The organism is Flavobacterium sp. HBTb2-11-1 (assembly GCF_009826975.1).
Taxonomy (GTDB): Bacteria; Bacteroidota; Bacteroidia; order Flavobacteriales; family Flavobacteriaceae; genus Flavobacterium.
In genome coordinates this window covers 1-14,783 of the sequence record NZ_WUMO01000015.1, presented here as the reverse complement: position 1 = coordinate 14,783, position 14,783 = coordinate 1, and the positions used below count along the sequence as shown (strand labels likewise).

General features: G+C 36.8%; 5 protein-coding genes. All 5 read left to right on the top strand.

The genetic code is table 11. From position 1 onward, the window contains the following. Window positions 1-120 precede the first annotated feature (120 nt). Entirely contained in the window at window positions 121-1,413 is a 1,293-nt protein-coding gene (locus GR162_RS21785; RefSeq protein WP_160783854.1) for a hypothetical protein, read from the top strand. A gap of 100 nt (window positions 1,414-1,513) precedes the next feature. Beyond that, window positions 1,514-1,924, top strand: a complete 411-nt coding sequence (locus GR162_RS21780; RefSeq protein ID WP_237421411.1) for a hypothetical protein — start codon at window positions 1,514-1,516, stop codon at window positions 1,922-1,924. Next, a complete protein-coding gene (gene sprC / locus GR162_RS21775) occupies window positions 1,921-3,354 on the top strand; it encodes a gliding motility protein SprC (RefSeq protein WP_160783852.1) in 1,434 nt (477 codons plus the stop codon). Before GR162_RS21780 ends, sprC begins: the two co-directional genes overlap by 4 nt. A gap of 1 nt (window position 3,355) precedes the next feature. Further along, window positions 3,356-7,939: a PorP/SprF family type IX secretion system membrane protein gene (locus GR162_RS22380; protein ID WP_160783851.1), complete on the top strand. Its 4,584-nt coding sequence runs from the start codon at window positions 3,356-3,358 to the stop codon at window positions 7,937-7,939. Between the two features lie 127 nt (window positions 7,940-8,066). Continuing rightward, the coding region (locus GR162_RS21765; RefSeq protein WP_160783850.1) for a hypothetical protein at window positions 8,067-14,783 on the top strand (6,717 nt) is incomplete at its 3' end.

Below are 14,783 nucleotides of genomic sequence, written 5' to 3'. Positions count from 1 at the left end.
TTAAAAAACAAAATAAAAAAGACTCACTCTCGAGGGTTCTGAAATATTCAGAAAATTCGAGAGGAGTTTTTACATTTACGCATACCCAAATTTATTATTAACCGTAATACCCCCCTTATCATGAAAAAAATTACTCAATTAATCTGCGTTCTTTTGACGGTTGCGAGTATGAATGCTCAACAAGAGAAAGGAATTATGGGCTACACTAATTGGTTAAATAACTGGACCGAGTTTAAGCCTAATAAAGTTGACTATGGAGAAGCAAACCAAATTTTGGCAGGAAACATTTCTGTTAATACTAAATTGCTGAAAAAAAATATCTACGTTCTGCAAGGAAACGTTTATGTTACAAACAATGCTGTTTTAACTATCGAACCAGGAACTGTAATTATTGGTGATTTCGAAACAAAAGGAACATTGGTAATCACAAAAGGTGCACAACTAGTGGCTGATGGTTTAGAAACAGATCCAATTGTATTTACTTCAAACCGTAGCATGAAAAAAGCGGGAGACTGGGGTGGAATCGTAATTCTTGGAGATGCACCAATCAATAAATTTGGAAATGTAGGTTCTTATAACTTAGATCTTGATCCTACAATGACTACTTATGGTGGAGACAATGTAGCTTCTAACTCAGGAATTTTAAGATTCGTTAGAATCGAGTTCGCTGGTAAAAAAGTAAAAGGGGCTGATACTTTCAATGCATTAACTCTTGCTGGTGTTGGAAACAAGACCGTACTTGAAAATGTAATGGTTAGTTACGCTGGAGGAGATTCTTTTGGAATCTTAGGCGGTGACTTAAATGTTACAAAATTTGTTTCTTATAAATCAGTTAATGATGACTTTAAATTCTCTCAAGGAGTTCAATGTCGTTTCTTCAACTCTTTAGCAGTTAGATCTTCTTACTTCTCAAGCACTAAAGACGGGTCTCGTTGTATGGAGGTAAGATCTTTTGAGAAGAAAAGTGAAACAGACTTCACTAAAAAACAAACTTTAGTTGTTGCGAGCAATATTACAATGGTTAATGACAGTGAAAACATTAATGCTGACATTCAAGCAGGTTTAGTAAAAGAGGCTGTTTATGTAGCCGAAAATGCTTCTCTTGAAATGAAAAGAAGTGTAATCTCTGGATTCAACCCTGCAGTATTATTAGACAGCAAAACTGAAATCAATGATGCCAACCTTAAAAAAATCAAATTTGAGGAAATGTATTTCAACTTATGTAAAGGAAACATCTTTACTGAATACAATTCTAACAATGAAGATTTAGAGAGCTGGTATGGAAACAGTGTATTCTTTAACGTTTACTCTCAAAGTGACAACAAAGAAACATTCATTGATATCTTCAATCCTAAAAGACCAGATTTCAGACTACAATTAGGAAAAATCACAGCTTCTAGCGGTAATAGATAAATAGTTTCGATTTTTATTTCCCACGCGTAAATTTTATTAATTAAGTCCCCAGACACAATTTATGTATCGTCTTACGGGCCAAAATAAAGATCAAGACATAATGGTATCTACGAAAAAATATTTTTTATATATAATATTTTTGGTTTCGCCTATATCGTTAACTCTATATGCACAGAATACAGCAGAAAACCCTACTAAGGCTGCTGTTTCTGAGTGTGGTTTAACTTTGGCTAATAATAACCAAAATAACAGAAACAATGCTGTTGTAGAAAACGGCAAATCAAGTAATTTAAATCAGTCTATAGTAGGGATGTCCACCCCCAAGGATAGCCTTACTATAGCGGCTGAGTCAAATACTGTATCTAATGATTATGAGGAGAACTCAACACTTGCAGCAACTTCAATTATTGCTAAAGAGGTAATTGAAAACTACAAATATGATTTCTCTGAAACAGTTATAGATATCTTGTTTTTTGAGCGTATAGATCTAGCAAGAACACGCACTATATGATTCAAAAAATTACTTTATCTTTTTTTAAAGTTTTAATTTTATTTAGCATTCTACTATTTGCTAGATCGAATTCCTATGCCCAAACTATAGTTCCTCAAACATTTGATGGATTAGAGAAGCTTTGCGCTGGTAATTCGTTTAACGAATTTTATGCTACTTTTAGTTATATAGATTTTCCCGCAGGTACTACCTTCGTAGTTGAGCTTTCAGACGCTGCGGGAAATTTTACTTCTCCAGTTGCAACGACTCTCCTTCAAACTATTGATGTTTCTGCAACCCAAAAAACAATCAAGTATGCAGTTCCGACAAATTTAATTGGTTCTGATACTTATAGCCTGCGAGTAAAAAGCTCAACAGGTGTTACTAGTACAAGATTTAAAAACTCTTTAGGCAATACTTCTTTTCCTGCGTATTTCAAAACATACGAGTCATCTTTCTTTATCAATAATAAGAGTGATACAGCAATGTTATGTTCTGGAGGAAGTTTAACGCTTTCTGTCAGTGCAGATGCTCCATCTCCAATTGACATTCCTAATATCAAGTATAAATGGTATAAAGATGATGTTCTTATCACAGGACAATCGTCTAAGGAGATAGTGGTTAATAGTACAGGAAAATATTATGCTGAGATTGATTATGGCCAATGTTCTGACGTTAACTTTAGCTCTAATCGTGTGAATGTAACGTCATCTAGTAGTGGATCAGGTGTAACGATTAATTCAAGTCTAGGAAATCCTTTTTGCGCTAATGGTACGGGAACAGTTTTAACAGCCACTTCAGGAAATAGTTATTTATGGAAGAAAGATGGTGTTACTATAGCTGGAGCTACAAGCCGTACTTATTCTACAAATGAATCTGGTGTTTATACTGTAGAAGTCGATTTTGGCGGATGTAAAGCTACAGGATCTATCAATCTTCAAAGCAATGGTTTTGAAGCAAGCATTGATGCTCAAGACGGATACAAATTAAGCGAAGGCGAAACTATAACGGTTAATGTTACAACAGATGCTTCTGCTCCTACTTTTGAATGGTACTTAAACGACAATTTAATTTCGGGAGAGACAGGAAGTTCTTTGGTTATTTCAGTGAAAGGGAATTATAAAGTAAAGATTTCTCAAGTGTCTGGCTGCGTAGCGAGCCGAGAGTTTTCATTTAGAATAAATGGTGAATCTGGCCCAGCTAGTGTTATTCCTAACATTATAAAATTAAGTGGAATGAATCCTTATTGGAATATTCCAGACGAATATAAAAATGCAAATACGAAGGTAATGATCATTAGTTCAAATGGAGAAATGGTTTTGGACGTAGTGAATTACCAAGGCGACTGGCCTCAAAACAATATAGATTTTAAAAATGTTAATCCCGTTTATTACTATGTCATTCAAGGCGATGCAGGTGAAAAAAAAGGATCAATAACTGTTATAAAATAATATGAAGAAATTTTTACTATTCATCACGTTATTTTACGGTTTATCAAATGTACTCTATTCTCAAGAAGCTTCTGAGGATGGAGTTGTTTCGTTTTCATTACCCATTAGAAATTCTTTAAAGTTTAATAGATATTTAATTAACCCGACATTTAGTTTTGTTAGAGAATCAAATCCGTACGCAAGTTTTTATAATAAGAGACAATGGGTACAGTTTGATAATGCTCCGCAGACTTATTTAGCCAATTATTCTGGACGATTTAGAGAGAATGAAGCATTTGCTGTTGGTCTATTTCAACAGAATTACGGATTAATGACTGTTTTTGGTGGAGTTGCCAACTTCGCTCATAACATTGTTCTAGAAGAAGCAAGCAATTTGACTTTTGGTTTAAATGTAGGAATTTATCAAAGTGGCATCAATACTGGAAAAATCATATCAGATGATTCTACTATTTTAACAGGAGACTTTCCAAAAAGCACATTGCTGACAGTAAATCCTGGGATTAATTATGGTACAGAATTTTTAGATTTTGGATTAGCAGTTAACAATTTAGTGCTTTACAATTTTGGATCTGGAATGGTAAAAGAAGATCCAGAAAGAGCTATTCAGCTACACGCCATGTATACTGGATATATTGACAGTTACGGTTTTTTTGACAGGAGTAAATTTTCTGGAATTGTTAGAACAGAAATTAAAAAAGATAAAACAGTCATTTCTGGACTTGCTATGCTGTCACTTCAGCAAGGAGTTTGGGCGCAGGCTGGATATAATACATTATATGGGGTTTCAGCAGGTCTAGGAGTTAACATTACTCCAAGTATTGCTATCGAATATAATTACGAAAGAGGAATGGGCAATTTCTCTAATCTAGGCGGTTCTCATGAATTTGCAATTGCCTATAAATTCAAAAACAGAAATTACTATTATGGAGATGACGATGAAGGATCTCTTGTGGATCCGTCAAAATCAAAACCAGTTCCAGCTAAACCACAATCGGAGGCAACTCAGGTAAATAGAGCAGAAATTGCTGAAAAGAACAGATTAGCGGCCGAAGCAAAAGCAAAAGCTGATGCAGAAGCAAAACAAGCAAGACTTGCGGCTGCAGAAAAAGTTAAGGCAGATGCGGAGGCTAAAGCGAAAGCCAAATTAGAAGCAGACAATAAAGCAAAAGCAGATGCTGAAGCTGCTGCAAAAGCAAAACTAGAAGCAGACAATAAAGCTAAGGCAGATGCTGAGGCAGTTAAAATAAGATTAGCTGCGGAGGCAAAAGCCAAAGCAGATGCTGCAGCAGCAGCAAGAGCACAAACTGCAGCCGCAAACAAAGCTTTAGCAGAAACACAAAAAACACAGGCACAATTAGCGGCTGATAAAGCTAGAGCAGATGCAGAAGAACGCAGAATAAAACTAGCGGCTGATAATAAAGCAAGAGTAGATGCCGCAGCAGCCGCAAGAGCACAAGCCGCAGCAAATAAATCTGGAGCAATTGCACAAAAAACTCCAGAACAGCTAGCTGCAGATAAAGCACAAGCAGATGCGGAAGCATTAAAAATAAAATTAGCTGCTGATGCTAAAGCTAAGGCGGACGCAGAGGCTTTACAAGCAAAAGTTGCAGCAGCAGATAAAGCAAAAGCCGACGCAGAAGCTGCAAAAGCAAAAGCTGCAGCGGCGAATGCAGCAGCGCCGACACAACAAAAAACAGCTGCACAGCTTGCTATAGAAAGAGCAAGAGCAAATTCAGAAGCTGCAGCAAAAATGAGATTAGCAGCTGCTGAAAAAGCAAAAGCCGATGCTGAAGCAGCTAGACAAGCCAGATTAGCCGCTGCAGAAAAAGCAAAAGCTGATGCAGAAGCTGCGAGATTAAAATTAATTGCAGACAATAAAGCAAAAGCTGACGCTGCCGAAGCAAAACGTAAAGCAGATGCAAAAGCAAAAGCAGAGGCTGCCGATATGCAGTCAATATTAGCGGCTGATGCAAAAGCAAAAGCTGATTCAGATGCATTGCAAGCAAGGTTAGCAGCCGAAGCAAAAGCTAAAACTGCAGCCGAAGCTAAAACAAAAGCATCAATTGATGCAGCTAATAAAGCTAAATTGGCGGCAGACGCAAAAGCAAAAGCAGCAGAAGAGGCAGCGCTTAAAGAAAAGTTAGCGGCAGAAGCAAAAGTAAAAGCTGACGAAGAAGCGAGACAAGCAATTATAGCGGCAGAATTAAAAGCAAAAGCTGATGCAGAAGCATTAAAAATAAAACAAGCAGAAGAAGCTAGACAAGCACAATTAGCTGCTGAAGCAAAAGCAAAAGCCGATGCAGAAGCACTTCAAGCTAAACTAGTAGCAGATGCGAAAGCCAAAGCTGACGCAGAAGCAGCGGCAAAAGCCAAATTAGAAGCCGAAGCAAAAGCGAAAGCTGATGCAGAAGCAGAAAAAGTAAGATTAGCAGCCGAAGCAAAAGCGAAAGCTGATGCAGAAGCAGAACAAGCAAGATTAGCAGCTGATGCAAAAGCAAAAGCTGATATGGAAGCTTTGCAAGCTAAATTAATTGCAGATGCTAGAGTAAAAGCCGATGCAGAAGCTACAGCAAAAGCAAAAGCCGAAGCAGAAGCGAAAAAATTACAAGAGGAAGAAAATGCACGTCAGGCAAAATTAGCTGCAGAGGCAAAAGCCAAAGCAGATGCAGAAGCATTGAAAGCGAAACAAGCGGCAGAAGCAAAAGCCAAAGCTGACGCAGAAGCAGAAAAAGCAAGATTGGCAGCTGAGGCTAAAGCGAAAGCGGATGCAGAGGCATTACAAGCCAAACAAGCTGCAGAGGAAAAAGCCAGAATAGAAGAAGAAGCTCGTCAGGCGAAATTAGCGGCTGAAGCAAAAGCCAAGGCTGACGCAGAAGCAGAAAAAGCAAGATTGGCAGCTGAGGCTAAAGCGAAAGCGGATGCAGAAGCATTACAGGCTAAACAGGCTGCAGAAGAAAAAGCAAGAGTAGAAGAAGAAGCACGTCAAGCTAAATTAGCAGCCGAAGCTAAGGCTAAAGCCGATGCCGAAGCTCTTCAAGCGAAACTTGCAGCTGATGCCAAAGCGAAAGCCGATATGGAAGCTTTACAGGCAAAATTATTAGCTGATGCAAAAGTAAAAGCTGATGCAGAAGCTACTGCAAAAGCGAAAGCAGAAGCCGAAGCGAAAAAGTTACAAGAAGAAGAGGCACGTCAAGCTAAGTTAGCAGCAGATGCCAAAGCGAAAGCCGATGCAGAGGCATTGAAAGCCAAACAAGCTGCTGAAGAAAAAGCAAGATTGGAAGAAGAAGCTCGTCAGGCTAAATTAGCAGCAGAAGCCAAAGCCAAAGCTGATGCGGAAGCACTTCAAGCAAAACTTGCAGCTGATGCTAAAGCGAAAGCAGATGCAGAGGCATTAAAAGCAAAACAAGCTGCTGAAGAGAAAGCAAGATTGGAAGAAGAAGCTCGTCAGGCTAAATTGGCAGCAGATGCCAAAGCGAAAGCTGATGCAGAAGCACTTCAAGCGAAATTGGCGGCTGATGCCAAAGCGAAAGCCGATATGGAAGCTGAACAAGCAAGACTTCTGGCAGAAGCAAAAGCCAAAGCTGACGCTGAAGCTACAGAGAAGTTGAAGGCTGAAGAAGAAACAAGACGCTTGAAAGAGGAAGAAGAGCGTCAAGCAAGATTAGCAGCTGAGAAAGCAAAAGCTGATGCAGAAGCAGCAGCGTTAGCAGCCAAAGCGAAGGATGATACTGGAAAAGCTATTGAAAATTTGACTCAATCAGTTGAAGGTACAAGTAAAGTACAAACAGATTTATTAGATCAATTTAAAGCTACAGTTGCGAATAAGCAAAAAGATTTGAATGATTTAAAAGAGGAAAACGATTTAAGTGAAAAAGGTATTTATAAAGAGCCAAAACCATTTAAGAGTGTAGCGGCAGAAAACAGTCAGATAGAGTCATTAAAAGTTCAGATTGCTGATGCAAATAACAGTATGAAGAATGAGATTGCAAAACTGACAAATCTTTATAACGAAAGGCTTAAAAAGTTCCCTAAAGATGATCCTTTGAATAAAGCATATCTTGAAAAGATTAATGAGTTGAAAGCGGCTCAGTTGAAAATGGAAAGAGAAGGAGCAGCTTTAATTGCCGATTTAGAGCGCATTAAAACAGAGACTGAAATTGAGCGTAAACGTAGAATTAAGCGTGCAGCTTATGAGAATGATGAAGGAAGATATGCACAGGACGTTGCGGCTCTTAAGAGAATAAAAGAAACAACCAAGCTGAGCAGCACACCTTTAAAAGCAAGTGATTTTGACTTTGGTGAAGAGCAGTCAAACATGCAGATTATTAAGAATATTAAAAATTCTGATAATGGATATTATATGATTATTGCAGTTCATAGTAGTGTAGAGAAACGCGATGAGTTCTTAACTAAAGCTGTTGCTGCAGGACGTTCAGATGTTAATTTCTTTTACAACCTAGCTACGAGTAAATATTATATTTATTATGAAAAATTCGACGGTTTGCAAGAAGCTACCAAAGCATTGGAAGCTAAAGGAAATAAACCATACAATGGCAAAATGGCTATTGTAAAAGTGGAAAATTAGAAAAATATTAGATTGATGTGGCTTCTTTGAAAAAAGAAAATCAACATAAAGTAAATTTTAAATAAAGAGTATATGCTGTTTTTAAATGCCCCTTTAAAAATAGCCGTTAAACTGAAACCATAGAAACATGAAGAAACCTACTACTTTAAAATTAGTTTTAGCTGTATTGCTTTGTATTCAAAGTTTTGTTATTCACGCTCAGAAGGATTTTACCCCTCGTTTCGATACGAGTTTAAAAGGTGATATGCTTCTGATTGGTAATAACATTCTGAATAGAGATAATAATAAAGCCAACGAAAGACCAAATGATGCTTACAATGTCTATAATCAAAACAACAACAATCTTCAGATGTATTATGTCGATATTGATAATGACAGCAGTACATTTAGTTCAAGTTCGGCTACGTTAAGTATTCCTAGCGGAAGTAGGGAATGTTATAAAATTGTCTACGCAGGACTTTATTGGGCAGGTATTTACAGCCAAGGATCTATAGATAATAAAACGGTTAATAGAAGTAATTTAGGTTCTATTAAAATTAAGTTGCCTAATCAGGCAGCTTATACTGATATCAGTGGGCAGTTAATTTATGATTATTATCCTTCTAATTCAAATGGTTCTCAAATACCTTATGCTTACTATTATGATTTGACTTCTTTAGTACAAGGTTTGGCAAATCCTGAAGGACAATATACAGTAGCAAATATCATTTCTGCACAAGGAAATATTAATGGAGGTTTTTCTGCAGGATGGAATTTATTTGTGGTATATGAGGATCCAAAATCTTCAGCTAAATATATTACTTCTTTTGATGGTTTCAGATGGATTCAGGCAAATAGCAATGCTGTTACTTATAATATTTCTGGGTTTAAAACGATTCCGACAGGAACTGTAAAAGCAAAATTAGCATTTGCAGCTTTAGAAGGAGATGTTGACTTACCGGGTGATAGGTATTCTATTAACGATACTGATATTTCTACTGCAGAACGTCCAGTAGATAACTTTTTTAATAGTACGATTAACGATACTAATGGACCATATACAGATAGAAATCCGGCCAGTGGCAATACGCTAGGTTTTGAGGCGGGTATTTTGAATGTACCGAACCCAGCGACTAAAAAATATCCGGGAGGAAGTGTTATTAAAAACAATGATACTTCTGCAACGTTAAAACTTACGACAAGTGGGGATGGTTACGGACTCTTTTTTAACGCTTTTAATGTTGAAATTATTGAGCCTAAAATTGTTTTAACCAAAATTGTAAAGAATGCGCAAGGAGTTAATATAGGTGGTCAAGATGTTACGTTAGGCCAGCAATTGAATTATGAAATTGGTTTTAAGAATACAGGAAATGATAACGCTACTTCATTTACTATAAGAGACCAATTGCCTATAAATATTATTTTTAATTATCCATCGGATATTGTTTCATTGCCAACGGGAGTAACTGTTCAAAGTTATGATGCTACTACAAGGAATATTGTTTTTAAGGTTGATAACAGTGTGGTTAAAGTTGGCGACCCTGAAAAAGTAATTAGTTTCAAAGTTCAGGTTGTTCCAGATTGTCATATGTTGAGTGAGGCTTGTTCTAATAGTATTGACAACTCTGCATATGCAACTTACAAAGGAACACAAAATACAGCTTTTACAATTTCTGATGACCCGAGTGTTAATACAAACACAGGATGTATTTTAATTCCAAAAGCAACTAACTTTTTAGTAGGAGTTGATGGATGTAAATATACCGAGAATGTAACACTTTGCGGTGAAAGCATTAATTTGACTGCAGCAAATGGATATACTGATTATACTTGGTATAGCGATGAGGCACGTACACAACAGATAGGCAAAGGTCAAACACTTAATGTAAAAAATCCTGGTACTTATTATGTGTACAATTTGGCGGCAGCTCCATGTAGATCAATTTATCAGTCATTTGTTGTTACTAGATTTGGTACTACAGTAGAAAATCCTGTAATACCTTTTGCAGATCAGGTAGTAATATGTTCTAACGATGGAAAAAAACTTCCTAATATCTTTTTATGTGGAGGAAATGCTTCTAGAGCAATTACATTAAATATTTCAGATGCAAATAGTATTGTTTGGGAGAAATTAAATGAATCAAGCTGTACGGCAGTTACAAATCAAAATTGTGCTAACGAAAGTACTTCTTGTACGTGGACTACAGTAAAAACAGGATCTACTTATAATGCAAATCAAGCCGGACAGTTCCGCTTAACATTAAATTATGCGGGAGGATGTTTCAATCGTTTCTACTTTAATGTTTACACTAACTCATTAACACCAACAGAAACTCATAAAGATATTATTTGTGGGGCTCCAGGAAGTATTACAATCGGAGGTGTTCCTGCTGGATATGAATATGCCATTAGCACAGATCCAAATGGAACTCCTGGTGCTTATCAGACTAGTAATGTATTTCCTATTACAAGTCCAAATTCTTATACTGTTCACATTAGACAAATTGGTGTAACAACTAATCCTTGTATTTTTACTGTTCCAGGTATTTTAATTAGAAGCAGAGATCTTACTATTTCTACGACTGTAACGCAACCGACATGTAAAAATGATAAAGGAAGCATCAAAGTTGGTGCACAAAATATTGATCCTCAATATTACTATTATATTTATACTAGCGGTGGAACTTTAGTTAATAGTTTTGGTCCAACTTTAAATTCAGATTATACATTTGCTAATTTATCATCTGGAGATTATAGAGTTAGAGTTACTAATGGAGCCGTTGGATCTAATCCAGCTCCATCTTGTGACAAAACTGTTGATGTAACAATAAATCCGGTTCCAGCAGGTTTAAATCCAACAGCAGCTTTAACGGTTCCATTAACAGCGTGTTCAAATGGTAAAATTGTTGTGACAACAACAGGTGGAACTGCGCCATATTACCATTTTATAAATGGTTCTTCTACATTCCAATTATCAAATGAAATTGCTGTAACTGGTCCAGGCACATATGATATTAGAGTAGTTGATGCAAACAACTGTAGCGGAACAACATCTATTACGGTAAATGCAAATCCAAAACCTACTTATACTGTTACAGCAACTGAAATTAACTGTAGCGGTGGCACTTCGCAAATAAGTGTAAATGTTACTAATGCTAATGGATATACTTTACAATATAGTATAGATAATGGTGCAACATTTAGCAATAATCCAGTATTTCCAAATGTTACTGCAGGTACTTACAATGTTGTTGTACGTTATACAATGTCAGGCGTAACTTGTACTGATCCAGCAACATCAATTACAATTACTCAACCAGCAAATGCTTTATCTGCATCAGCGGGTGTTTCAGAATTAGCAGGATGTGACCCTTCAGGAAGTGGATTTGGTAAAGTAAGAATTACAAACCCACAAGGGGGAACACCTCCATATACTTATAGCTTTGATGGAGGCGTAAATTATGGAACATCAAATGAAGCTTATGTGGCTCCGGGAACATATACTTTGTATATTAAAGATTCTAAAGGCTGTATTTACAGTATGCCAGGTGTGGTTTTAGATCCAAAACCAGCTGATCCAACGATATCTGTTGCCCCACCAGTTTTCAACTGTAACGGAACAGCAACTAGCACCGTTACCGTAACAAGTGGCGGAGGAACTAATTACGCTTATCAGTACTATTTGGATAATGTATTGAATACAAATACACCGTCAAACGTTTTTGTTAATGTTCCTTCAGGATCTCATACAATTTCAGTAAAATATAATTTAACTTCAGTACCAACTTACAGTAATTTATTAATTGAAGATTTTGGTTCAGGAGGTACAACAACCGCTCCTGGTATTGCATCAGCATACTGTTTCAATGACCAGAGAGTTAATCCTCCTTATACTTGTTCATTAAATGGAACACCAACTCGATCTGTAGAAGATAACCAATATTCTGTTACAAGTTTCTTTTGGAGAAATGATACTGCTTGGTATCACTTTAAAGATCACACTACAAACGGAGCTGATGCAAATGGAAGATATTTATTAGTAAATATTGGTTCTGCAGCAGGGCCATACGGAATTTTATATAGTAAACCAATTGTTGATGTTATACCAAATCAACCGGTAATGGTTGATTTATATGTTGCCAATTTATTAAATGCAGGTGTTAGCGGTGCAGCTCCTATCGTTAGATTTGAATTAGTAAATTCAGCAGGACAGGTTGTAGCGACTCAAGATACTGGAAAAATTGCTGAGGCGGCAAATGATCCAAACAGAACTAAATGGGTGCCTATTAACATCTCGTTAAATCCAGGAAACAACACCAATTTGACATTTAGAATTCGTTCAGGAAGCACAGATTATGCAGGAAATGATATCGTTATTGATGATATTTGGGTTCGTCAGATCCCTAAATCATGTATTACTCAAAAAGATTTCCCAATTGTAATTGATAGTAACAAAGCTTTCAGCGCTTCAATTACTGGATTTAAAAACCTTACTTGTGCTGGATCTAATAATGGAGAAATCACAATAGCAGCTCAGAATTTTAATCTTCCTTATGGTTTCGATTATTCATTAGATAATGGAGCTACTTGGATAAACTCTAAAGTATCTCCAGTAACTGCTACTGGGTTAACTAATAAAACATATTCGATTAGAGTTCGTTTTGATTCATCAGCTTCAAGCTGTACATTCCCATTCTCTCAAGTAATTAGTGCTCCTGACGCATTGGCTGTTACAGCTCGTGTTACAGCTCAGCCAACTTGTTCTAATGGTGCTTCAATTACAGCCACTGTAACAGGAGGAACACCTAGTTACCAATATGAATTAAGAGCCGCTAACGGAAGTACTGTTGTGGTTCCATTCCAGACATCAAATGTCTTTACAAATATTGCAACGGGAACGTATACAGTTGTAGTAAAAGATACAAACGCTTGTACTTCTCCAGCTTCAGCAACTGTTAACATTTCGTCTCCAACTATTCCAACGGCAACATTGTCGGCAAGCTCTGATTTATGTTACGATTCTACTAATCAATCAACACTTGTTGTAACAGCCACAGGTACTGGAACATTAACTTATAGTTTAGATGGTGGGGCGGCACAAACTTCAAATACATTTACAAATGTAGGCCCTGGTACACATAATGTTGTGGTTACAGACAGTAATAATTGTACAGCAACAGTTAGCAATATTGTTATTGCGCCAGAATTAAAAGGTAGTGCAGCAATTTCTAAAACATTAGATTGTACATCATCTCCAAATGCTACAATTACTGTTACAATTACAGGTGGAACTAGTCCATTTACTTACAAAGTCAAAAGAAATGCAGGAGCATATGGATCTAGTATCGCTATAACAGGAACTTCTTTTGTATATACAGCTACTACAGCAGGTACTTATACTTTTGAAATTACAGATTCTAAAGGTTGCGTTACTACTGTTAGTGGAATCGTTAGCCCTATTGCAAACCCTACAGTAACTGCAAACCCAACACAAATTACTTGTAATGGTTTAACAAATGGAAGTGTGCAATTAATAGGTGCAGGTGGTTCCGGCGGATATGAATACAACTTTAATAATGCAGGTTGGTCATCAACATCTTTATACTCTAATTTAAGCCCAAATATTGATTATACCTATATTGTTAGAGATAGCAAAGGGTGTACTTCTGCTAGTGCTACCATACGATTAACTCAGCCAGCTGCGGTATCAGGAACAATAAGTGCTACAGAACTTCAGTGTAATGGCACAGGTACTATACCTGCTGTTGTTACTGTTAATGGTGCAGGAGGAACAGGTGCTTATACTTATAGTTTCAACGGTACATCAAATTTTACCAGTACAAATACATTTTCTACCTCTACAGGGGGTGTAGTTACAGCATATATTAGAGATGCCAATAATTGTCAATTCGGACCATTATCAGTTACGATTAATAACTTAGACAGAATTACAGGCATTACGATAACAGATAGTGGATACGATTGTTCTACAACTCCTCCTGGTGGTCACGTAAACATTGCAGCAGTAAAAATAGATGTTTCTGCACCAATTCGTTATCAGATAATTTCTGGACCTGCAGGATATAATAGTGCTTCAAATTCAGATGGTGAATTTAAATCGTTAGCGCCTGGTAATTATGTTTTTCAAGCAACAGATATTAAAACTGGCTGTTCTTTCACAGTGCCTTATACTGTAAAAGGGGCTCCAGATATTGTAGCTACTGGTTCAGCTTTAGCTAATATTCAATGTAATGGAGGAACAGGAACACTTCAGTTTATAGTAAACGGTGTTAAAAACAGAGGTTATGATTATGTTATAACAAATGGTGGAGGAACAATTATTCAAGAACAAAAGAATGTTTCTGAAACAACGACAGTAATAAACGTTACTGCTCCTCAGCCAGCAGGTACATATACAATTACAGCGACAGACAGATTAACAAAATGTCAGGCAACATTCTCGGTTACACTAACTCAGCCAAATTCTTTGGTTAGTTTTACTGCAACTGCATCTAATGTAAATTGTAACAATGATAATTCGCAAATAACAGTTACTGCAACAGGCGGTACTCCAAACTATAATTACGCTTTCGCTAAAAGCCCATCAACAGTACCATCATCAGCTTATAGCAACAGTGCTACTTTAATTGTAGATACAAATTCTGGAGCTGATTTAGTATGGGATGTTTATGTAAAAGACACCAACGGTTGTATTGCGAAAAATACAGTTACAGTTGTTAGTGATAATTTACCAAGTGTAACAGCAACAAATAATAATCAATGTACAGGTTCTGGAAATTCATTTACTATTATTGCAACAGGAACAGGTTTAGCTCCGTTGACTTATAGTATTGATGGAACTTCC